This is a genomic window from Aggregatibacter actinomycetemcomitans (assembly GCF_023518055.1).
Taxonomy (GTDB): Bacteria; Pseudomonadota; Gammaproteobacteria; order Enterobacterales; family Pasteurellaceae; genus Aggregatibacter; species Aggregatibacter actinomycetemcomitans.
Map to the genome: position 1 here is coordinate 244,043 of NZ_CP085096.1, position 21,446 is coordinate 265,488.

Consider the following 21,446-nt stretch of genomic DNA (forward strand, 5'->3'; position numbering starts at 1 on the left):
CCTCCTAGATTAAGCTGGAATAAAGTACGGCTTTAATGGTGTGCATACGGTTTTCCGCTTGCTCAAACGCCACGTTCATCGGGGATTCGAACACATCTTCGGTGACTTCAATACCGTTTGCCAGTTCCGGGTATTTTTCCGCGATTTGACGACCTGCTTTGGTTTCGCTGTTGTGAAACGCCGGCAAGCAGTGCATGAATTTCACCCGCGGATTGCCAGTGCGTTTCATTAATTCAGGGGTCACTTGATACGGCAACAATAATTTAATCCGTTCGCCCCAGGTTTCTAACGGTTCACCCATGGAAACCCACACGTCGGTATGCACGAAATCCACACCTTTCACCGCTTTATCAATGTCGTCGGTGACGGTAATACGCGCACCGCTTTGTTTTGCAAAGCCTTCGCACATTTCTACCAATTCCGCATCCGGCAATAAGGCTTTCGGCCCGCAAATGCGTACGTCCATGCCCAGTTTGGCACCGATTAATAATAAGGAATTCCCCATGTTGTTGCGCGCATCGCCGATATACACATAGCTGATTTCGCTCAACGGTTTATCGCAGTTTTCAATCATGGTTAACACGTCCGCCAGCATTTGGGTCGGATGGAATTCATCGGTTAACCCGTTAAACACCGGCACGCCGGCATACGCCGCCAATTCATCGACGATTTCTTGTTTGAAGCCGCGATATTCAATGGCGTCATACATTCTGCCCAACACACGGGCGGTGTCTTTCATGCTTTCTTTGTGACCGATTTGGGAGGAATTCGGATCGATGTAAGTGACTTGAGCGCCTTGGTCATAGGCAGCGACTTCAAAGGCGCAACGGGTGCGGGTGGAGGTTTTTTCAAAAATTAACGCAATATTTTTCCCTTTCAATTTTTGTTGTTCGGTTCCGGCATATTTCGCTCTTTTTAAGTCTCGGGATAAATCCAACAAATAGTTAATTTCACGTTCTGAATGATTTACCAAACTTAATAAATGTCTGTTTTTAAGATTGAAAGCCATGATAATCTCCTTATTCATGTGATTGATTGACTAACAAATTGATTATTCGACATACAACCTACTGCGGATTGCGAATGGTGGTATTCTAAAAGAAGCGACGAAAAATATAATTGCGAATTTTTTGCGTCAGTGTAAAGATTTTGAACTTATGTCTAACAAAGGGGAATTTATTGGTATAAAATTCGGTTTTACGCAGAAATTAATCATAAAACACCACAACAGCCTAACATTTCACGATAAAAATGAACGCTTTCATCACCTCATTCCGCCACTTCGTGCTAAAAGTGCGGTATGTTTTACACAAGAAATTACGCCAAAGCCACCGCCTGTCGCATAAAACCGTCGAATTATCCTGCCTCATGATCGGCGCCACCTTGGTTTCCCTGTTTTCCCTCGGTTTCGCCAAACTGGCAGATTTGGGTTTGGGGTGGAACGCCCAATGGACACAACAACATCCCTTCGCCGCTTGGGTTGTGATGCCCTGCGGGTTAGCCGCATTGGCGTGGTTCGTGCTGAAATACACGCCCTATGTGGGCGGCAGTGGCATTCCGCAGGTCATCGCCTCTCTCAGTTTGCCCCATAACAGTGACAAAACCCGTTTAGTCGCATTTGCACAAACCTTATGGAAAATTCCCCTCACCTTTTTAGCTATGCTGTTCGGCGCTTCCGTAGGGAGGGAAGGCCCGTCTGTGCAAGTGGGCGCGGCGGTGATGTTATGGTGGGGCAATCTTTGTCGTCAATACGGCGTGGCATTCAAAGGACTTAGTGCCAATGAACTGATGGCAACGGGCGCGGCGGGCGGGTTGGCGGCAGCATTTAACGCGCCGTTAGCCGGAGTGATTTTCGCCATTGAAGAACTTGGACGCGGCGTATTATTACGTTGGGAGCGGAGGGTGCTGCTGGGTGTATTGGCGGCGGGTTTCATTTTGGTTGCGATCGACGGCAACAACCCGTATTTTCCTAAATACCACGGCGTCACCGACATTCCTTATTTGTATTTATGGGTTTTGTTGTGTGGCGTGGTTTGCGGGGTGTTCGGCGGCATTTTCGCCCGCCTGCTGGCAAAAGGCGTTGGCGGCGTCTTGCCGAATTTATGCCGTGGCTGGGTGCGCAATCATCCCATTTATACCGCCTTCATTTTGGGCTTAATTCTGACCGCACTTGGGCTGTACACCAACGGGCAAACCTACGGCACAGGCTATCATGTGGTGACCCAAGCCCTCGACGGACAAGCCATGCAAACCGACATCGGCATCATGAAATTATTCGCCACAGTGGGTACTTACTGGACGGGCCTCGCGGGCGGCATCTTCACGCCGTCTCTGACCATCGGCGCGGGGCTTGGCGTGCAAGTGGCAACCCTCACCGACGGCTTAATTGACCAACGTCTGCTGGTGCTGCTGTGTATGGCGGCATTTCTGGCGGGCACCACCCAATCGCCGGTCACCGCCAGCGTCATCGTAATGGAAATGACCGGCTGCCAGCCCGTGCTGATTTGGCTATTGATTTGCTGCCTGATTTCCTCCATTATTTCACGCCAATTTAATCCGAAGCCGTTCTATCATTTTGCGGCGGGGCGCTTCCGCCATCGGATTCAAGAAGAAATGCAACAAGACATGAAGGACAACTCGTAAACATGCCTCAAAACCCACCGCACTTTTATCGCGGACGCTTCGCCGTGGCACCCATGTTGGACTGGACGACGCGCCATTGCCGTTATTTCCACCGCCAATTTTCCCGCCATGCCTTGCTTTACACGGAAATGGTGACGACACAAGCCATCATCCACGCCAAATATGATCATCTCGATTTTGACCCGGCGGAACAGCCTGTGGCGTTACAACTGGGCGGCAGCGACCCTGCCCAACTCAAACATTGCGCCCAATTGGCGGAACAACGGGGCTATCAGGAAATTAACCTGAACGTGGGCTGCCCGTCCGATCGCGTGCAAAACGGCATGTTCGGCGCCTGTTTAATGGCAAAGGCGGAGCTGGTCGCCGAGTGCGTACAACAAATGCAAGAAGCGGTGCGCATTCCGGTGACGGTGAAAACCCGTATCGGCATCGACGATTTCGACAGCTACGACTTTCTTTGCGATTTCATTGAAAAAGTGCAACAAGCAGGCTGCCGAGAATTTATCGTACACGCGCGCAAAGCCTGGCTTTCCGGCTTAAGCCCGAAACAAAACCGCGAAATTCCGCCGCTGGATTACGAACGGGTGTATCAACTGAAACGGGATTTTCCCCACTTGCTCATCAGCATTAACGGCGGCATTAAAACCATTGACGAAATGCAACAGCATTTGCAGCGGGTGGACGGCGTGATGGTGGGGCGCGAAGCCTATCAAAATCCGTCGTTGCTTGGCTACATCGATCAGGCATTGTTCAATGCCAACGCCCCAATTGTCACCCCACGCGAAGCCGTGGAAAAAATGCTCCCTTACATTGAACAACAACTCAGCCGGGGCGTGTATCTCAACCACATCGTGCGCCATATACTCAGCGCTTTCCAACACTGTAAAGGCGCCCTCCAATGGCGCCGCTATTTAAGCGAAAACGCCTATAAAGAAGGCGCCGGTATTGAGGTAGTAGAAACCGCTTTGGGGTTTGTGGAAGCATAAAGTGCGGTCGTTTTAAAAAACGTTTTTAAAACCCACCGCACTTTTTTGTTTCAGATTAGAGGATATGCTGATATTGTTCCAGCATTTCTTCCGGCCAGACGCTGGATTGCACTTCGCCGATGTGTTTTTTGCGCAGCAGGAACATTGCCATGCGGGATTGACCGATACCGCCACCGATGGTCAATGGCAATTTACCTTGCAGCAACTCTTGGTGCCAATCCATGGTTAAACGGTCTTCGTCGCCGGTTAAGCCCACTTGCAAACGTAATGCCGCTTCATCTACGCGAATTCCCATGGAAGAAAGCTCAAAGGCGGTGCCGAGTTGTTCGTTCCACACCAAAATGTCACCGTTTAACCCTTTGTAGCCGTTTTCCGACTCGGTGGTCCAGTCGTCGTAATCCGGTGCACGACCGTCGTGCGGTTTGCCGTCGGATAAGTTGCCGCCGATACCGATTAAAAAGACCGCGCCGTATTCCTTACAGATGGCGTTTTCACGCTCTTTGCCGCTGAGGTTTGGATAGCGTTGCACCAAATCTTCGGTATGCACAAAAGTGATGTGTTTCGGCAAAATTGACGGGATGTCAAAGCGGGCTTCCACCGCCAATTCGGTTAAACGAATGGCGCGATAAATGGCATTCACGGTTTCTTTCAAATAGGCAAAATTGCGACGACCTTCCGGAATCACTTTTTCCCAGTCCCATTGATCCACATAAATCGAGTGCGTCGGGTCGAGAGAATCTTCATCAGGGCGCAAAGCTTTCATGTGCACGAATAAGCCTTCGTTTTCTTTAAAATGGAAGCGGGCAAGGGTGTGACGTTTCCATTTTGCCAAGGAATGCACAACTTCAAAAACCACGCCCGGAATTTGTTTGACGTGAACCTGTACCGCTTTTTCAATACCGGATAAGTTATCTTGCATACCATTACCCACTTGGCTTAAGATAGGTCCCTGAACTTCAATAATGCCAAGTTGTTCAATAAGATTTTGTGTGAATGTGTTTTTCACAAAGCTGATTTCTTGTTGCTGTAAAATAAATGTCTTTTTCATCGTTATACCCCTATTTTTTCATTTAAAGTAACGGCGCTGATTTTGCATATTCATCAAACTTAATGCAATATAATTCGACAAAAACAAATATAAAACTGATATTATTTAGATGAAATATAATTTATTCTTTATTTTATTAAAATATTTTTAAACAAGGAGTATACTATGCACAATATTGATAATTTAGATCAGCAAATATTGCGCGTGTTAACGCGGGATGCCCGCACGCCTTATGCGGAAATGGCGAAAAACTTCGGCGTGAGTCCCGGCACGATTCATGTGCGGGTGGAAAAAATGCGTCAATCCGGTGTAATTGAAGGCACCAAAGTGCGCATTAACGAACGCAAGCTGGGTTATGATGTGTGTGGTTTTATCGGCATTATTCTGAAATCCGCCAAAGATTATGACAAAGTGATCAAAAAGCTGGAAACCATCGATGAAGTGGTGGAAGCGTATTACACCACCGGCAACTACTCCATTTTTATTAAAGTTATGACGCACACCATCGCCGAATTACATTTTGTGTTATCGGCAAAAATTCAGTTAATTGATGAAATTCAATCCACAGAAACCTTAATTTCCATGCAAAATCCGATTTTGCGTGACATTAAACCTTAAAAAGGACAATACCTTACATAAAAGGAGAAAATTATGTCAGACGTATTTCACCTCGGCTTAACCAAAGCCATGTTAGACGGCGCCAAATTAGCCATTGTGCCCGGTGCACCGGAACGGGTTGAACGTATCGCCCGCTTATTAAATCGCCCGAAATTCCTTGCCGCCACCCGCGAATTCACTTCTTGGCTCGGTTATATTGACGAACACGCCGTGGTGGTTTGCTCCACCGGTATCGGCGGACCTTCCGTTTCTATTGCCGTGGAAGAATTGGCACAACTGGGCGTACGTACTTTCTTGCGTATCGGTACCACCGGTGCCATTCAACCGCACATTAATGTCGGCGATTTATTAATCACCACCGGCGCGGTACGTTTAGATGGCGCCAGCCGTCACTTTGCGCCGTTGGAATATCCGGCAGTCGCCGACTTTGCATGCACCAATGCGTTGTATAACGTAGCGACAGAAGACGCGGGCAACCACGTCCATGTGGGCATCACCGCCTCGTCAGACACCTTCTATCCGGGGCAAGAACGTTACGACACCTTTACCGGCAAAATCTATCGCCACTTCCAAGGCTCACTCAAACAATGGCAGGAATTGCACGTGATGAATTATGAAATGGAATCCGCCACCTTGTTCACCATGTGTTCCGCCTTGGGTCTGCGGGCAGGCATGATAGCCGGTGCCATTGTTAATCGTACCCAACAGGAAATTCCGAACGAAGAAACCATTAAATCCACCGAAGAAAAAGTCATTCATGCAGTGGTGAAAGCAGCGGGATTATTGGTTTAACGTCAATCATAGCAGGTCAAAAGAAAGCAAAAATGCAGCCGAAAATGGCTGCATTTTTTATGCTAAAAACGTTTTGATTCTAGACCGCACTTTGGCTTTTAGCCCTTAAAGTGCGGTTGTCTTTCCCGGCGTTTTTTTATTCCACCGCTTCATTGGAAGGCCAAGCGTTCACCACCGCTTTCACCAAAGTCGCCAGCGGAATGGCAAAAAATACGCCCCAGAATCCCCACAAGCCACCGAAAATCAAAACGGCAATGATGATCACCAACGGGTGCAGATTGACCGCTTCGGAGAACAAAAACGGCACCAGCAGATTTCCGTCCAATAACTGTGACACCACAAAGGCGATGACGATGTACCAAAACGTGTGCGTATCACCGAATTGGAAAATTGCCACCAACACCACCGGAATCGTCACCAACACAGCGCCGATGTAAGGCACCAACACAGAAAGCCCGACCGCTACCGCCAACAATAACGGGTAATTCAACCCGAAAATCAGGAAAATCGCATAAGTCACTATGGTAACGACCAAAATTTCCACCAATTTTCCGCGAATATAATTGGCAATTTGCTGTTGCATTTCCACCCACACTTTTGACGCTAAAGTGCGATTACGCGGTAAAAAACGGCTCACACCGTCCATTAACTGACGCTTATCTTTCAACAGGAAAAACACCATTAACGGCACTAAAAACGCATAAATCCCCAGCGTCACCAAGTTCATAATTGACGCCAAAGACAGTTTCAACGCCGATTCGCCCAAGCCCAGAATTTTCTCTTTCACCGTGCCGAAAATAGATTCCACGGTTTGTGCGTCAATCATATCGGGATAGCGTACCGGCAAAGATAGCAGCCATTCATTAAACCGATTAAACATATGCGGCAAATCACTTAATAAATTGACCATTTGTGTCCACAAATTCGGAATCAACACTAAAACCACCAAAAACACCAAGCCGGTAAAGCTGCCAATAACCAAGCCGGTAGCAAGCAAACGCGGGCACTTCAACTTTTCATTTAGTAAGCGCACAGGCCATTCCAACAGGTACGCTAACACAATCGCTACCAACAGCGGCGCAATTAAATCACTAAAAAAATAAATTGCGACGAAACCGAAGAATAAAATAGCGAACAACCCCATAGCTTGCGGGTCGCTAAATCGTCTCCGATACCAATTTTTTAACATTTCAATCATGTAATTACCTCTATAAATTTTGCCTGATTATAAGGTAAAATCTAGGCAAATTACACTAACATAAGGAATTTCTATGTCCATCATTATCTATCACAACCCATCCTGCTCCAAAAGCTGTGAAACCCTGGCATTATTGGAAAGCCATCAAATTCAACCACAAATCGAGCTTTATTTGCAGAAAACCTATTCCGTTGCGGAGCTGCAAGCCATCGCCGATAAATTAGGCATTAGCGACATCCGCCAAATGATGCGCACCAAAGATGATCTGTATAAAAAACTCGGTTTAGATAACCCGACACTGGGTCAACAGGACTTGCTACAAGCTATTGCGCAACATTCCGCGTTATTAGAGCGCCCTATCGTGATTAACGGCGACAAAGCCAAAATCGGACGCCCGCCGGAAAGCGTACTGGCAATTCTGTGAACACCACCCACGAAAAAACACCTTGAAAAATAACCGCACTTTTTGCGCCATAAAGTAAACCCGACACAATGTCGGGTTTACTGTTAAGTTTTGGCACGACCAACTATTCATTTGTCAACCTCAAATTCCCGATTTTAATGCCCAAATGCCCCAACGCCACCGGGGAAATTTGTTCGCTTAAATAAATGAATAATTTGTCCAAATCGGTGAATGTTTTTTTAATCTTAATTTGGTCTTCCACTTTGCGGGTAAATTCGTATGTGGTGTCGTTTCCGTTAATATGCGCTTCTAACGTAATATAAATGGTTTCAAAAAAATGACTTTGCGCGCCCTCTTCACCCGGGTCGCTGATTCTGACGTTCCATGTGTTGTTAAATAAAACTTCTGTTTTTGCTGTCATAATAACCTCTTCAATATCAATATATTGCACAAAATAAATAGAAAGAAAAAAGCCCGATAATAACATCTCTGATCAGAGAAATATTATTATCGGGCTTTTCGTAATAACGATTTGCGTGTTTCGCTTTACGCTGATAACTGCCTTTGCCTTTCTTGTTACGCTCAATGCGTTGACGAAAGAGTTTGTCGTGTAATAACGCCTGAATGGCATTATCTTTGATCACCCCGCGTTGATGCTGATACGTCAGCGTCCCTTGCACGTTTTGAGGCGGGGTTTGCAAGGCATATTTTTGTTTTGCCATGATTTTTCCTCTTGTTAAGATTAATATTAGGTTGCTTTTTAACGGCTAAAAAACGGCACACATTATATACGATTCCACTGAAATTGAAAGCCGTCGCCCTATTTAGGTGCGTTGAACCGCGATTCGGCTTACATTTCTGTCGCCTTTTTGTACTAAAACAAGTAAAATTAGCCATTTTTATTTTACGATAGATGATTTGAGAAAATTTATGAGCACGCCCCCCAATATCGGCTTTGTCAGCCTTGGTTGTCCGAAAAATTTAGTGGATTCGGAACGCATTTTGACGGAATTGCGTTCCAATGGTTATAACATCATTCCGAGCTATGAAAACGCCGATTTGGTGATCGTCAACACCTGCGGTTTTATTGACAGCGCGGTGCAGGAATCGTTGGAAGCCATCGGCGAGGCGTTGGAAGAAAACGGCAAAGTGATTGTGACCGGCTGCCTTGGTGCCAAAGAAGACCAAATTCGCCAGGTGCATCCGAAAGTGTTGGAAATTTCGGGTCCGCACAGTTATGAAACCGTGATGAATCAGGTGCACAAATATGTGCCGAAACCGCAATATAGCCCTTATGAAAGCCTTGTGCCGGCGCAAGGGGTGAAACTGACGCCGAAGCATTATGCGTATTTGAAAATTTCCGAAGGCTGCGACCATCGCTGCACCTTCTGCATTATTCCGTCCATGCGCGGCGATTTGGACAGTCGCCCGATTACGCAAGTGTTAGACGAAGCGAAGCGCCTGGTGGACGCGGGGGTGAAAGAATTGCTGATCGTGTCGCAGGATACCTCGGCGTATGCCCTCGATCAAAGCAAAGAAAATCAAAACAAAACCGTGTTCTGGAACGGCATGCCGATTAAAAATAACCTCATCAGCTTATGCCGCCAGCTGGGCAATCTCGGCGTTTGGGTGCGTTTGCATTATGTTTATCCGTATCCGCACGTAGACGATCTGATTCCGCTCATGGCAGAAGGCAAATTATTGCCTTATTTGGATATTCCGTTGCAGCACGCCAGCCCGAAAATTCTCAAAACAATGAAAAGACCCGGCAAAATCGACCGCACTTTAGAACGCATTCAGCAATGGCGTGAAATTTGCCCGGAACTCACCTTGCGCTCCACCTTTATTGTGGGCTTCCCGGGCGAGACGGAAGAAGATTTCCAAATGTTGTTGGATTTCCTCAAAGCCGCCCAACTGGATCGCGTAGGCTGCTTCAAATTCAGCCCGGTAGAAGGCGCGCCGGCGACGGATATGCCGGATCAGGTGCCGGAAGAAGTGAAAGAAGAACGCTTCCACCGTTTCATGCAAGTACAACAAGAAATCTCTGCCGCACGCTTACAACAAAAAATCGGCAAAACCCTGTCGGTGATTGTGGATGAAGTGAACATGAAAGGCGTGATCGGTCGTTCCATGGCGGATGCGCCGGAAATCGACGGCGTGGTGTATGTGGAAAATCAAAGCCAAAGTGCGGTCAACATCGGCGACGTTATTTCCGTGACGATCACCGACGCCGACGAATATGATTTATGGGGAACCTGCTAATTTATTAGAAAAATCCTCGCTACGAGAATTTTTTATGACTTTTTGGATAAAAATCATGTCACTAGTTAAAATTCTTTTTGTCTGTTTAGGCAATATTTGTCGTTCTCCCATGGCAGAGTACGTAATGCGCGAGAAAGTAAAACAAGCCAATGTACAAAAGCATATCATTACTGCCAGCGCAGGCACGTCCGGCTGGCATGACGGCGAAGATATGCACTGTGGTACCGCCGATATATTGGATCGGCATAAAATTTCTTCCAACGGCTTTGTCAGCCGTAAAGTGCGGTCAACAGATTGGACGGATTTTGATTATATTATCGCCATGGATAACCACAACCTGCGCGATTTAGAGCGGTTGTTCGGTTCTCATCCGAAAAAGCTGTTTCAAATCACCGCACTTTGCCCGACATTAGGCACCGACCATATTCCCGATCCTTGGTACACCAAAGATTTTAATCAGACCTACACATTGTTGGATCAATGCTGCGACGCTTTATTGGCAAAAATTCGACGGGAACATCATTTGTGATAAAAATGTTAAACTTTATACGTGCATTTTGTGATCTCCCGCACGTTTCTTTCCGGTGGAATTCGATAAGATAATGGCGGTATAACCATCGTTAACTGACTTAACTTATGATGAGGTATCAATCCTATGTTTCCGGAATTCAGAGAGTTAATTACAAAACTCAAAACCGAAAATGCTTATTTTGCCAATCTATTTGATAAACATAACGAACTGGACCAACGTATTAAAAACATTGAATCCCATATTGAATTGGGTACGCACAATGAAGTGGAAATGTTGAAAAAGGAAAAATTACGTCTGAAAGATCAGATGTATGACATGCTGAAAAAAGCTGATGCTAAATAAGTAGTGTCAGTCTCTAGCCTAAAACAAAAAACCGCAACGTAAAAAGTGCGGTCTTTTCTTAAGGTGTTTTTTTAGTGTTTGCCGCCACAGCCGCAACCACTTTCGCCATGATGATGGTGGTCATGATGATGGTGATGACCGCCGCAACCGCAGCCGTGACCTTCTTCATCACTGTCATGACCATGACCACCGCAGCAACCACCTTCTTGGTGTAAGTGACCGTGTGCGATTTCTTCTAAAGTCGCTTCGCGAGTATCAACCACTTCGACGGTGAAATGTAATTCCTGACCGGCTAACATGTGGTTGCCGTCAACTACCACATCGGTATCGCACACTTCGGTAATCACCACCGGCAACGGCCCCATGTCGGTATCAGCAATAAAACGCATACCCTCTTCTAAATCATCAACGCCGACAAACACATCTTTTGGTACGCGTTGTACCATATTTTCATTATACTCGCCGTAACCTTCTTCCGGTTTCACGCGGACTTCAAATTTATCACCGACGGATTTGCCTTCTAACGCATTTTCCAAGCCGATAACTAAGTTATTATGGCCTTGTAAATACTGTAACGGTTGGTTTGCCGGGGCTTCATCCACCAACACGCCATCTTCGGTACGAACTTGATAAGCAATGCTTACCACAACATTTTTTGCAACTTTCATGGTTTACCTCATTGTTCAAAAAAAGAATTTCTGCGCAAAACATAAGCGCAGAAAAGCTTGTTATTTTATAGAAACTATTCTCAAGCAAAAGCGATTAGTTCAGTAACCTAATTTGTGCACTCACCGAGGTCTTTAATTCTGCTTTATCATTACTGTCAAGACTCACTTCGTCAGCAACCTCTGAAGCGAAAGACTTCATTTTAGCCACCGGTATCATACGCCCCCCAAAATACGGTATTTCATTTCTGTTATCCAACCCCAGACTGATTACTTCATACCCTTTAGCATTAAGAGAAGTCTGAATTAACTGCGCTTTATGTTGGAACTGTGCCAACGCGCTTTTCAGAATTTCATCTTCAAATTTCACTGCGGCTTCGTTAGATAATTTTTGCATGACATCAGCAATAGCGAACGTCTCGTTTAAATCGGAAATGACTTGGGATAAGACTACAAAATCCTTACTTTCCAACACTAAATCGGCACGTTCAATCCAACCGGATTGTTTGCCTTTGTTGTCATAACGCACTTGTGTGTTACGCGTATTTTTCTTAATTTGCACCGCACTTTGTTTTTTAATCACATCCAATGCAGCATTCACTTTCTCGTTAATCGCTTGGTTCAATTCTTTTAGATTTTTATTTTCCTGTTTCACGAAAAGAGTGACTTCCATTACGTCATAATCCACTTCTTTCGTGACTTCAGTGTTAAAAGAAATAACGTTTTTTTCCGGCTCGTCGGTAACCTTAGCTTCGGCGTTGGCAGTTAAAGCGACGCTTAAGGGCAATAGCAATAAAACTAAATCTTTGAATTTCATGGTTTTCTCCTATAAAAATTAAAAAGTGCGGTTGTTTTTACAAATGTTTTTTAACGTTTAACGAACTCATCGTCATCATCTAAGGCATCATCTTCGTCAAAAAATTCACCGTCATCGCCATATTCGTCATCATCGGCATCCGGATCTTCAAAATAAGTGCCCCAACCGTCATAACCGCCTTGGTATTTGGCGATTAACGGCAACAACTCTTTTTGTTGCGCATCAATGAGTTCGGGCTTTAATTCCACTTCACTGATAATATCGCAACAGAAAATCACCCTGCCGTTCTCTTCCTCAAATTCCTCCGCCTCGGACACTTCATAACCGGATTTAAAGGCGTCCATAGCGATTTTTTCCAATTTATCAAAATTATGATGAGAGATATGATGTTCAATAATATAAAGCGCATTTGGATCGCTACCGTCATTTAATAAATCGGTAATGATCTCGCGGGTTTCCGCCTGTAATTCATCTAAATTTGTCATAATTTATCCTTGGTAAGAAAGATGAAGGGAAAATAGGATATGCAACAAGAAAGAAAAATCTTCCCTAATTGAGAAGATTTTTCTTGGCTAAAAATCATTTTTTGAGGAGATCACGAATCTCAGTTAATAATTTTTCTTCCGTTGAAGGCTCTGCCGGCGCTTCTTCCACCACTTCCGGTTTTTTCAGTTTGTTTAGCGCCTTAATCATCATGAAAATGGCAAACGCAATAATAACAAAATCAAATACGTTTTGAATAAATACGCCATAGTTTAACGTCACGGCAGGAATATCACCGTTTGCCGGTTCCAAGACGAATTTCAAATCTTTAAAGTCCATGCCACCGGTTAAAATACCTAATACCGGCATAAAAACATCAGCCACCAATGAACTGACAATTTTACCGAAAGCGCCACCGATGATTACACCGACTGCCATATCAACAACATTGCCACGCATGGCAAATTCACGAAATTCTTTAATGAAACTCATAATGCTCTCCTAAGACTTGTTAAAAATAAAATGTGATACGCACACTACCGATTAAAAAGGCTGTATATTATAGATAGTTTATTTAAGAAGCACAATTTTTTCCGCGTATTTAGATAAAAAATGCACTTGGCTGGAATAATTTTTCCAGGTCGGAAATATATTTCTTATCGCTTAAATACACGACCACATGATCCTCTTCCTGAATAACAAGTTGATTATTGCCGATAATGACTTCATTCCCGCGCAGAATTGCGCCGATAATTGCACCGGTGGGTAATTTTAAGTCGCCGATAAGACGACCAATAACATTAGAGGTAGTTTCATCGCCATGTACAATGATTTCCAAGGCTTCCGCCAAGCCGTGACGCAGAGAAACTACATTTGCCACATCGCCTTTACGCACATGTCCGAGCAAGGCGGAAATCGTCGCTTGTTGAGGCGAAATGGCAATATCAATAGTGCCGCCTTGAATCAAACTGATGTATGCCATACGCTGAATCAACACCATGGCTTTCTTCGCACCGAGCCGTTTTGCCAACAGCGCGGACATAATATTGGCTTCATCATCACTGGAAAGGGAAAGAAAAACATCAATATTTTCAATATGTTCTTCAAACAGCAAGGATTGGTCGGAGGCGTCACCGTTAAACACCAGGGTTTTCGATAATTTCTCCGCTAACACCGCAGCACGCTCGGTATTGCGTTCGATGAGTTTCACCGTGCAGTGATCTTCCAATTGCTTCGCCACGCCGGTGCCGACATTACCGCCGCCCACAATCATAATGCGTTTGTAAGGTTTTTCCAGGCGTTGCAATTCGCTCATGACTGCTTTGATGTACGCCGTCGCGCAAATAAACGTCACTTCATCGCCCGCTTCAATAATGGTTGAACCTTGCGGACGAATGGCTTTATCCTGCCGTAAAATGGACACTACGCGACAATCCACATGAGGAATATGTTCCTTCAACGTGGAAATCGGATAGCCCACCAAAGGTCCGCCGTAATACGCCTTCACCACGACCAAACTGATTTTGTCTTTGGCTAAATGCGCCACCTGCAACGCGCCGGGATATTCTATCAAACGCACAATATCCTTGGTGACCAGATTCTCCGGCGAAATAATATGATCAATAGGAAGTACGTCAGGATTAAATAATTTCTCTTTTTCTTTCAAATATTCGCCGTTACGAATACGCGCGATTTTAGTGGGCGTATTAAATAGCGTATAAGCAATTTGGCAAGCCACCATGTTAATTTCATCGGAACCGGTGACCGCAATCAATAAATCCGCATCAGGCGCACCTGCCTCGCGCAACACTTTCGGAGATGATGCCAAGCCTTGCATCACGCGCAAATCATGCTTGTCCTGCAAATGCTCCAAACGCATAGATTCATCATCAATTAACGTAATATCATTATCTTCGCTGACCAAATTCGCCGCCAGGGTGGAACCCACTTGCCCGGCGCCTAAAATAATTATTTTCATTCAATTCCCTCCATGGCCACGCGTTAGCTTTCGCGTTTAACCAATTTCGCGTAATAAAAACCGTCGCCGCCATCCGTTTGTGGAATAAACTGAAAACCGACCGCACTTTGGTTGCGCGCCAACACCTCTTCCGGCAAATTCAATGCCGTAGGTTGCGCGTCCGGTGTGTGTTGTAAAAATCGTTCAATTTGCCGGGCGTTTTCCTCTGCCAGCACGGAACAGGTGGCGTATAACAAAACCCCGCTCGGTTTCAAATACGGCCATAATGCCTGCAAAATTTGCTCTTGTAGTTCAACCAACGGTTCGATATCCGCTTCTTTACGCAGCCATTTAATATCCGGATGACGACGAATCACACCGGTGGCGGAACAAGGTGCGTCTAATAAAATGCGGTCAAAACGCACCGCACTTTTCCCCAATTTCGTCAACCATGCCCGCGGATTTGCCGCATCACCGCATACGATGGTCGCCTGCTGCTGCATACGCGCCAGATTTTCTTTTACCCGCTGTAAACGGTTTTCTTCCACATCCAAAGCCACGACTTCCGCCTGCGGTGCCAGTTCCAAAATATGGGTGGTTTTGCCGCCCGGTGCCGCACAGGCGTCTAAAATCAGTTCACCGTTTTGCGGCTGTAACAACAACGCCGCCCATTGGGCATGGAGATCCTGCACCGTCACGCCGCCTTCGGCAAATAACGGCAAATACTGCACGGAAGTCGGCTGCGTTAATCCCAGTGCCTGCGGATGGGACGTGATCTGCGCGTCCATTTGCTGTGCCGTCAATAAAGTGCAGTACGTTTCCAGGCTGTTTTTTTGTGTGTTGACCCGCAACCACATAGGCGGTTTTTGGTTATTAGCTTCGATAATCTCACGCCAATTCGGGTACACTTTTTTCAGCTTATTTACCAACCAGTCGGGATGTAGCGTTTGCCAATGTTTATCAACTTTTGCCAGCATGCTTTCTTGTTCACGCAAAAAACGACGTAACACGGCGTTCACCAAGCCCTGAAAACTTTGTAATTGCAGATTTTTAGCGGTGTTCACTATTTCATCCACGGCGGCATAAACGGGAATACGGGTGTATAAAATCTGATACAAACCGACCAACAGCAAGCAATGCACAATACGCTTTTTACCGCACAATGGTTTATCAACCAATTGTGCAATAATCTGTTCCAAACGGGGCAACACACGGCATACGCCAAAGCAAATTTCCTGTAACAACGGCAGATCCTGCGCTTTGATGACCACCTGAGCATCAGGCAACAGGGATGAAAGTGATTTCCCCTGTTCCAGCACATGAAAAAGAATTTGTACCGCTGCCGTGCGGGCGGAAAGTGCGGTGGTTTCCGCCGACGTTTTTGCTTTGCTCGTTTTCATTATGGCAATGCCTTGCCGACCTGAAACCAGTCGGCACGCCCGTTTAACAAATCCTGTGCGGACATAGGTTTCTTGCCTGACGGTTGTAACTGTAACAAATTCAATACGCCGTCAACCGTCGCAATTTGAATGCCGTGCTTATCCGCCGATAAAATCGTTCCGGGGGCTTTATTGGTATGCGGCAGCACAGCGGCTTGATAAACCTTCAGGGTTTGCGGATTGCCTGCCCCGTCGGTTAATTCCAGATAGGCAATAGGCCAAGGGTTAAAGGCGCGGATATTGCGTTCCAGTTGTGCCGCCGATAATTGCCAATTCAGTTTTGCTTCCTCTTTTGATAATTTTTCGGCATAACTACTTTGCGCGTCATCCTGGCGTTCGGCGGTAAAAGTGCCGTCGGTTAAATGATCCAACACCTCAACCAGCGCAGCGGGAGCAATTTCTGCCAGCTTGGCATATAGACCGGCGGAAGTTTCCTGCAAAGTAATGTCACAATAAACTTTGTGCAACATATCGCCTGTATCCAAGCCTGCATCCATTTGCATAGTGGTTACTCCGGTTTGTGCATCACCGGCCCAAATCGCCCGCTGAATCGGCGCCGCACCGCGCCAACGCGGCAACAGAGAACCGTGCACATTGAGACAGCCATACTTCGGTGCATCCAGCACCACTTGTGGCAAAATCAAACCGTACGCCACAACGACCATGACATCCGCCTGAAGTGCGGTCAATTCTGCTTGTGTTTCCGCTTTACGTAAAGATTTCGGTTGATAGACGGGAATTTGATGTTGCTCGGCTAACTGTTTCACCGGGCTGGATTGCAATTTCTTTCCCCGACCGGCGGGTTTGTCCGGTTGAGTATAAACCGCAATCACGTTATGGGAAGAATTGAGTAAGGCTTGTAAATGCCGTGCAGCGAAGTCCGGCGTACCGGCAAAGATAATATTGAGTGGTTTCATCATGTTCTGCGTATAGATAAATAAAAGTGCGGTGAAAAATTACCGCACTTTTTAGAAGTTCAGAATTATTTTTGCTTTTCCATCTGCTTTTTCATTTTAATCAGCTTTTCTTTAATCCGCTGACGTTTCAATGGAGAGAGATAATCCACAAAAAGAATACCGTTTAAATGATCAATTTCATGCTGAATACAAATTGCCAACAGACCATCGGCTTTTAAGGTGAATTCTTTGCCATGACGATCCAGCGCTTTTACAGTCACTTTCTCTTTACGTGGCACTAACGCACGAAATCCGGGAATCGACAAACAACCCTCTTCAATTCCGGTTTCACCTTCCGATTCCAAAATTTCAGGGTTAATCAACACTAACTGGTTTTGTTTGTCACCCTCAATATCAATAGTGATAATACGCTGTAAAATATCCACCTGCGGTGCCGCTAGGCCGATACCGCCTTCCTGATACATGGTATCAAACATATTATCAATAATCTTACGCGTGTTGTCATTGACTTCCACGACCGGATCGCAAACCACTTTAAGGTGCTCTTCCGGGTAAATAAGTACATTTAAAGCTGTCATAATTTCTCTTGAGATTTGAAATACGTGCGACATTGTAGCGTCTTTTCAATGGAATTTCTACGCTATAAAAACAAAAAGCCCCGATGCTCTCACATCAGGGCTCCCTATCAGGCTTGGCGGTGACCTACTCTCACATGGGGATGCCCCACACTACCATCGGCATTACGGCCTTTCACTTCTGAGTTCGGTATGGTTTCAGGTGGTACCACCGCACTATCGCCGCCAATATTCTTTGATGACTATCCTCTCTCCTTTCCGCGCTTTCGCTTTCTTATTCCGCTCTTCGCTTCTCTCGTTCTTTCCCTTCTTACTTCCTTTCCTGCACGCTATACGCGTCCTCTCCAAAAACAAGCCTCAAACCAACTTCCTTCCCTCAACTCCCTCTCCTGAGCTACAATCCTTTTTCTTCTCTTTCTCTTTATCTTTCTCTTTAATTTAATCTAATACCGTTATTCTTATCAATACATCCCCTGCGCTCCTGCCCCCCGCAAAAACACTTGAGCGTTGTATGGCTAAGCCCCTCGGGCAATTAGTACGTGTTAGCTCAACATATCACTACGCTTACACACCACGCCTATCTACGTCATAGTCTTTAACAACCCTTACAGACCTAAAGTCTGGGAGAACTCATCTCTTGGCAAGTTTCGTGCTTAGATGCTTTCAGCACTTATCTCTCCCGCACTTAGCTACCCGGCTATGCGTCTGGCGACACAACCGGAACACCAGCGGTGCGTCCACTCCGGTCCTCTCGTACTAGGAGCAGCCCCAACCAATTCTCCTACGCCCACGGCAGATAGGGACCGAACTGTCTCACGACGTTCTAAACCCAGCTCGCGTACCACTTTAAATGGCGAACAGCCATACCCTTGGGACCTACTTCAGCCCCAGGATGTGATGAGCCGACATCGAGGTGCCAAACACCGCCGTCGATATGAACTCTTGGGCGGTATCAGCCTGTTATCCCCGGAGTACCTTTTATCCGTTGAGCGATGGCCCTTCCATGCAGAACCACCGGATCACTATGACCTACTTTCGTACCTGCCCGACCTGTCCGTCTCGCAGTTAAGCTTGCTTATACCATTGCACTAACCTCACGATGTCCGACCGTGATTAGCAAACCTTCGTGCTCCTCCGTTACGCTTTGGGAGGAGACCGCCCCAGTCAAACTACCCACCAGACACTGTCCGAACACCTGTAATCGATGTCTCGTTAGAACATCAAACGTTAAAGGGTGGTATTTCAACGTCGACTCCATAATGACTGGCGTCACTACTTCATAGTCTCCCACCTATCCTACACATCAAAATTCAATGTTCAGTGTCAAGCTATAGTAAAGGTTCACGGGGTCTTTCCGTCTAGCCGCGGGTACACCGCATCTTCACGGCGATTTCAATTTCACTGAGTCTCGGGTGGAGACAGCCTGGCCATCATTATGCCATTCGTGCAGGTCGGAACTTACCCGACAAGGAATTTCGCTACCTTAGGACCGTTATAGTTACGGCCGCCGTTTACTGGGGCTTCGATCAGGAGCTTCTCTTTCGATTACACCATCAATTAACCTTCCAGCACCGGGCAGGCATCACACCCTATACCTCCACTTTCGTGTTTGCAGAGTGCTGTGTTTTTAGTAAACAGTTGCAGCCAGCTGGTATCTTCGACCGGTTCAACCTTCAGGGGCAAGCCCTTACAATCTACGCCGGCGCACCTTCTCCCGAAGTTACGGTGCTATTTTGCCTAGTTCCTTCACCCGAGTTCTCTCAAGCGCCTGAGTATTCTCTACCTGACCACCTGTGTCGGTTTTCAGTACGGTTTAGTAAAGCCTTTCGCTTAGTGGCTTTTCCTGGAAGTGTGGTATCGGTTACTTCAACTCCGTAGAGTCTCGTCATCATCTCTCAGTGTTAACAGGAGCCCGGATTTGCCTAAGCTCCCCACCTACCAACTTAAACGTACATATCCAACAGTACGCTAACCTAACCTGCTCCGTCCCCACATCGCAGCTTTACCAAGTACGGGAATATTAACCCGTTTCCCATCGACTACGCTTTTCAGCCTCGCCTTAGGGGCCGACTCACCCTGCCCCGATTAACGTTGGACAGGAACCCTTGGTCTTCCGGCGAACGGGTTTTTCACCCGTTTTATCGTTACTTATGTCAGCATTCGCACTTGTGATACGTCCAGCATACTTCTCAATACACCTTCTTCCGCTTACACAACGCTCCCCTACCCAACAGGCGTATCACTAATATTCCTCAATTCCCAACCGCACTTCCCGTCATGACTTCCGTCTCAACGTGTTTGGCGCTTGACCAACTTGCTTCTCTTCGTTTCGCAAGTTGTTAATCGTAAGGCGTATTAGTGATACGCCTGATGCCGCAGCTTCGGTGACTAATTTTAGCCCCGTTATATCTTCCGCGCAGGCCGACTCGACTAGTGAGCTATTACGCTTTCTTTAAATGATGGCTGCTTCTAAGCCAACATCCTAGCTGTCTAAGCCTTCCCACTTCGTTTCCCACTTAATTAGTACTTTGGGACCTTAGCTGGCGGTCTGGGTTGTTTCCCTCTCCACGACGGACGTTAGCACCCGCCGTGTGTCTCCTGAGTATCACTCTTCGGTATTCGTAGTTTGCATCGGGTTGGTAAGCCGGGATGGCCCCCTAGCCGAAACAGTGCTCTACCCCCAAAGGTGTCCGCTCAAGGCTCTACCTAAATAGATTTCGGGGAGAACCAGCTATCTCCCGGTTTGATTGGCCTTTCACCCCCAGCCACAAGTCATCCGCTAATTTTTCAACATTAGTCGGTTCGGTCCTCCAGTTAGTGTTACCCAACCTTCAACCTGCCCATGGCTAGATCACCGGGTTTCGGGTCTATACCTTGCAACTAAGCGCCCAGTTAAGACTCGGTTTCCCTTCGGCTCCCCTATCCGGTTAACCTCGCTACAAAATATAACTCGCTGACCCATTATACAAAAGGTACGCAGTCACCCTTTCGGGCTCCCACTGCTTGTACGTACAAGGTTTCAGGTTCTATTTCACTCCGGTCACCCCGGTTCTTTTCGCCTTTCCTTCACAGTACTGCTTCACTATCGGTCAATCAGGAGTATTTAGCCTTGGAGGATGGGCCCCCCTTCTTCAAACAGGATATCACGTGTCCCGCCCTACTTCTCGTTAGCTTAGTACCACGACCCAGACTTCGAGTACGGGGCTATCACCCTGTCTCGCTGTGCTTCCCAGCACATTCCTCTGTCTCTGTCGCTATCACTAACAGGCTCTTTCGCTTTCGCTCGCCGCTACTCACAAAATCTCGGTTGATTTCTTTTCCTCGGGGTACTTAGATGTTTCAGTTCTCCCGGTTCGCCTCATTACCCTATGGATTCAGGTAATGATAGTGGGTTCTTCACCCACTGGGTTTCCCCATTCGGATATCTCGGATTAAACGCCTCTTATCGACTCATCCGAGCTTTTCGCAGATTAGCACGTCCTTCTTCGCCTCTGATTGCCAAGGCATCCACCTTGTACGCTTTGTCTCTTAACCATACAACCTCAAGTATTCTTGCCCTCTCATAGGATATTAGTATATTCACCATAAGTGGCATACCCGCGCTGCGATTAATAACAGTTTTAAATTAAAGTCGAGTAATCGCCTTTTCTCAATCACTCGCTCAGACTTCCTTGAAAGTCTCGTTTTCAGCTTGTTTCCGGATTTTTAAAGAACAGATAAGAATAATGTAAGTCTATAGACTCACTATCATCATAGTTAAATTCATTCA

General features: G+C 46.3%; 21 protein-coding genes and 2 rRNA genes. 8 read left to right on the plus strand and 15 right to left on the minus strand.

Features of this window, described 5'->3' with window-relative positions:
- Nucleotides 1-4 precede the first annotated feature (4 nt).
- A complete protein-coding gene (locus LIN98_RS01230) occupies nt 5-1,009 on the minus strand; it encodes an ornithine carbamoyltransferase (protein WP_005567572.1) in 1,005 nt (334 codons plus the stop codon).
- Between the two features lie 242 nt (nt 1,010-1,251).
- On the opposite strand from LIN98_RS01230, the gene LIN98_RS01235 reads away from it, so the two are divergent.
- Nucleotides 1,252-2,643 (plus strand): chloride channel protein, encoded by a 1,392-nt coding sequence (locus LIN98_RS01235; RefSeq protein WP_148322232.1) that lies wholly within the window; start codon nt 1,252-1,254, stop codon nt 2,641-2,643.
- 2 nt (nt 2,644-2,645) lie between these two features.
- A complete protein-coding gene (gene dusA, locus LIN98_RS01240; protein ID WP_005571661.1) occupies nt 2,646-3,629 on the plus strand; it encodes a tRNA dihydrouridine(20/20a) synthase DusA in 984 nt (327 codons plus the stop codon).
- Between the two features lie 55 nt (nt 3,630-3,684).
- Here dusA and asnA read toward each other — a convergent pair whose 3' ends face one another.
- On the minus strand, nt 3,685-4,677 hold the full coding sequence (gene asnA / locus LIN98_RS01245; RefSeq protein WP_005539460.1) for an aspartate--ammonia ligase: 993 nt from the start codon (nt 4,675-4,677) through the stop codon (nt 3,685-3,687).
- A 165-nt stretch (nt 4,678-4,842) separates the two neighbouring features.
- On the opposite strand from asnA, the gene asnC reads away from it, so the two are divergent.
- Both asnC and udp read left to right on the plus strand, forming a co-directional pair.
- Nucleotides 4,843-5,295: a transcriptional regulator AsnC gene (gene asnC / locus LIN98_RS01250; protein ID WP_005548336.1), complete on the plus strand. Its 453-nt coding sequence runs from the start codon at nt 4,843-4,845 to the stop codon at nt 5,293-5,295.
- Between the two features lie 33 nt (nt 5,296-5,328).
- The gene (gene udp / locus LIN98_RS01255; RefSeq protein ID WP_005571655.1) at nt 5,329-6,087 is read left to right on the plus strand and encodes a uridine phosphorylase; all 759 of its coding nucleotides are present in this window, start codon (nt 5,329-5,331) and stop codon (nt 6,085-6,087) included.
- Between the two features lie 136 nt (nt 6,088-6,223).
- On the opposite strand, the gene LIN98_RS01260 is transcribed toward udp, so the two are convergent.
- Nucleotides 6,224-7,285: an AI-2E family transporter gene (locus LIN98_RS01260; protein WP_005548335.1), complete on the minus strand. Its 1,062-nt coding sequence runs from the start codon at nt 7,283-7,285 to the stop codon at nt 6,224-6,226.
- A 73-nt stretch (nt 7,286-7,358) separates the two neighbouring features.
- Here LIN98_RS01260 and arsC point away from each other — a divergent pair, with 73 nt between their 5' ends.
- A complete protein-coding gene (arsC, locus tag LIN98_RS01265; protein ID WP_005548334.1) occupies nt 7,359-7,709 on the plus strand; it encodes an arsenate reductase (glutaredoxin) in 351 nt (116 codons plus the stop codon).
- A 103-nt stretch (nt 7,710-7,812) separates the two neighbouring features.
- Here the strand turns inward: arsC and LIN98_RS01270 are convergent, their stop codons facing one another.
- Together LIN98_RS01270 and LIN98_RS01275 are read right to left on the minus strand one after the other, a co-directional pair.
- Nucleotides 7,813-8,175 (minus strand): DUF5377 family protein, encoded by a 363-nt coding sequence (locus LIN98_RS01270; protein ID WP_005548333.1) that lies wholly within the window; start codon nt 8,173-8,175, stop codon nt 7,813-7,815.
- A complete protein-coding gene (locus tag LIN98_RS01275; RefSeq protein WP_005539471.1) occupies nt 8,126-8,410 on the minus strand; it encodes an alternative ribosome-rescue factor A in 285 nt (94 codons plus the stop codon). Before LIN98_RS01275 ends, LIN98_RS01270 begins: the two co-directional genes overlap by 50 nt.
- 208 nt (nt 8,411-8,618) lie before the next feature.
- Here LIN98_RS01275 and rimO point away from each other — a divergent pair, with 208 nt between their 5' ends.
- The 3 genes from rimO to LIN98_RS01290 all read left to right on the plus strand — a co-directional run bounded on the left by rimO (nt 8,619) and on the right by LIN98_RS01290 (nt 10,824).
- Nucleotides 8,619-9,950, plus strand: coding sequence for a 30S ribosomal protein S12 methylthiotransferase RimO (rimO, locus tag LIN98_RS01280; protein WP_005548332.1), 1,332 nt, complete (start codon nt 8,619-8,621; stop codon nt 9,948-9,950).
- A gap of 124 nt (nt 9,951-10,074) precedes the next feature.
- Complete coding sequence (locus tag LIN98_RS01285; protein ID WP_005548331.1) at nt 10,075-10,479, plus strand: low molecular weight protein-tyrosine-phosphatase; 405 nt, start codon at nt 10,075-10,077, stop codon at nt 10,477-10,479.
- Nucleotides 10,480-10,605: 126 nt separating this feature from the next.
- Nucleotides 10,606-10,824 carry an HP1242/YdcH family protein gene (locus LIN98_RS01290; protein ID WP_005548330.1) on the plus strand — a complete coding sequence of 73 codons (219 nt, stop codon included), beginning with the start codon at nt 10,606-10,608 and terminating at the stop codon, nt 10,822-10,824.
- Between the two features lie 71 nt (nt 10,825-10,895).
- Here the strand turns inward: LIN98_RS01290 and slyD are convergent, their stop codons facing one another.
- The 10 genes from slyD to LIN98_RS01340 all read right to left on the minus strand — a co-directional run bounded on the left by slyD (nt 10,896) and on the right by LIN98_RS01340 (nt 21,211).
- A complete protein-coding gene (slyD, locus tag LIN98_RS01295) occupies nt 10,896-11,492 on the minus strand; it encodes a peptidylprolyl isomerase (protein ID WP_005572783.1) in 597 nt (198 codons plus the stop codon).
- Between the two features lie 94 nt (nt 11,493-11,586).
- Nucleotides 11,587-12,306: an SIMPL domain-containing protein gene (locus tag LIN98_RS01300; RefSeq protein ID WP_249856137.1), complete on the minus strand. Its 720-nt coding sequence runs from the start codon at nt 12,304-12,306 to the stop codon at nt 11,587-11,589.
- Nucleotides 12,307-12,356: 50 nt separating this feature from the next.
- Nucleotides 12,357-12,791 carry a ribonuclease E inhibitor RraB gene (gene rraB / locus LIN98_RS01305; protein WP_005539482.1) on the minus strand — a complete coding sequence of 145 codons (435 nt, stop codon included), beginning with the start codon at nt 12,789-12,791 and terminating at the stop codon, nt 12,357-12,359.
- Nucleotides 12,792-12,885: 94 nt separating this feature from the next.
- On the minus strand, nt 12,886-13,281 hold the full coding sequence (mscL, locus tag LIN98_RS01310; RefSeq protein WP_005539483.1) for a large-conductance mechanosensitive channel protein MscL: 396 nt from the start codon (nt 13,279-13,281) through the stop codon (nt 12,886-12,888).
- A 109-nt stretch (nt 13,282-13,390) separates the two neighbouring features.
- Nucleotides 13,391-14,767 (minus strand): Trk system potassium transporter TrkA, encoded by a 1,377-nt coding sequence (gene trkA, locus LIN98_RS01315; protein ID WP_005548326.1) that lies wholly within the window; start codon nt 14,765-14,767, stop codon nt 13,391-13,393.
- 23 nt (nt 14,768-14,790) lie between these two features.
- Complete coding sequence (gene rsmB, locus LIN98_RS01320) at nt 14,791-16,146, minus strand: 16S rRNA (cytosine(967)-C(5))-methyltransferase RsmB (protein WP_249856138.1); 1,356 nt, start codon at nt 16,144-16,146, stop codon at nt 14,791-14,793.
- Entirely contained in the window at nt 16,146-17,102 is a 957-nt protein-coding gene (fmt, locus tag LIN98_RS01325; RefSeq protein ID WP_005548324.1) for a methionyl-tRNA formyltransferase, read from the minus strand. The genes rsmB and fmt overlap by 1 nt, the downstream gene beginning before the upstream one ends.
- A 65-nt stretch (nt 17,103-17,167) precedes the next feature.
- Entirely contained in the window at nt 17,168-17,680 is a 513-nt protein-coding gene (def, locus tag LIN98_RS01330; protein WP_005539504.1) for a peptide deformylase, read from the minus strand.
- A gap of 111 nt (nt 17,681-17,791) precedes the next feature.
- A 5S ribosomal RNA gene (rrf, locus tag LIN98_RS01335) occupies nt 17,792-17,907 on the minus strand.
- Between the two features lie 281 nt (nt 17,908-18,188).
- Nucleotides 18,189-21,211: ribosomal RNA gene (locus LIN98_RS01340) — 23S ribosomal RNA — on the minus strand.
- Between the last annotated feature and the right edge of the window lie 235 nt (nt 21,212-21,446).

Coding starts and splice junctions, on each gene's coding strand:
- LIN98_RS01270 (WP_005548333.1), bottom strand. CDS start 8,175: ATGTTATTATCGGGCTTTTTTCTTTCTATTTATTTTGTGCAATATATT.
- rsmB (WP_249856138.1), bottom strand. CDS start 16,146: ATGAAAACGAGCAAAGCAAAAACGTCGGCGGAAACCACCGCACTTTCC.
- LIN98_RS01260 (WP_005548335.1), bottom strand. CDS start 7,285: ATGATTGAAATGTTAAAAAATTGGTATCGGAGACGATTTAGCGACCCG.
- def (WP_005539504.1), bottom strand. CDS start 17,680: ATGACAGCTTTAAATGTACTTATTTACCCGGAAGAGCACCTTAAAGTG.
- trkA (WP_005548326.1), bottom strand. CDS start 14,767: ATGAAAATAATTATTTTAGGCGCCGGGCAAGTGGGTTCCACCCTGGCG.
- rimO (WP_005548332.1), top strand. CDS start 8,619: ATGAGCACGCCCCCCAATATCGGCTTTGTCAGCCTTGGTTGTCCGAAA.
- udp (WP_005571655.1), top strand. CDS start 5,329: ATGTCAGACGTATTTCACCTCGGCTTAACCAAAGCCATGTTAGACGGC.
- arsC (WP_005548334.1), top strand. CDS start 7,359: ATGTCCATCATTATCTATCACAACCCATCCTGCTCCAAAAGCTGTGAA.
- LIN98_RS01290 (WP_005548330.1), top strand. CDS start 10,606: ATGTTTCCGGAATTCAGAGAGTTAATTACAAAACTCAAAACCGAAAAT.
- mscL (WP_005539483.1), bottom strand. CDS start 13,281: ATGAGTTTCATTAAAGAATTTCGTGAATTTGCCATGCGTGGCAATGTT.
- slyD (WP_005572783.1), bottom strand. CDS start 11,492: ATGAAAGTTGCAAAAAATGTTGTGGTAAGCATTGCTTATCAAGTTCGT.
- LIN98_RS01235 (WP_148322232.1), top strand. CDS start 1,252: ATGAACGCTTTCATCACCTCATTCCGCCACTTCGTGCTAAAAGTGCGG.
- dusA (WP_005571661.1), top strand. CDS start 2,646: ATGCCTCAAAACCCACCGCACTTTTATCGCGGACGCTTCGCCGTGGCA.
- LIN98_RS01285 (WP_005548331.1), top strand. CDS start 10,075: ATGCGCGAGAAAGTAAAACAAGCCAATGTACAAAAGCATATCATTACT.
- rraB (WP_005539482.1), bottom strand. CDS start 12,791: ATGACAAATTTAGATGAATTACAGGCGGAAACCCGCGAGATCATTACC.
- asnC (WP_005548336.1), top strand. CDS start 4,843: ATGCACAATATTGATAATTTAGATCAGCAAATATTGCGCGTGTTAACG.
- LIN98_RS01300 (WP_249856137.1), bottom strand. CDS start 12,306: ATGAAATTCAAAGATTTAGTTTTATTGCTATTGCCCTTAAGCGTCGCT.
- LIN98_RS01230 (WP_005567572.1), bottom strand. CDS start 1,009: ATGGCTTTCAATCTTAAAAACAGACATTTATTAAGTTTGGTAAATCAT.
- fmt (WP_005548324.1), bottom strand. CDS start 17,102: ATGAAACCACTCAATATTATCTTTGCCGGTACGCCGGACTTCGCTGCA.
- asnA (WP_005539460.1), bottom strand. CDS start 4,677: ATGAAAAAGACATTTATTTTACAGCAACAAGAAATCAGCTTTGTGAAA.
- LIN98_RS01275 (WP_005539471.1), bottom strand. CDS start 8,410: ATGGCAAAACAAAAATATGCCTTGCAAACCCCGCCTCAAAACGTGCAA.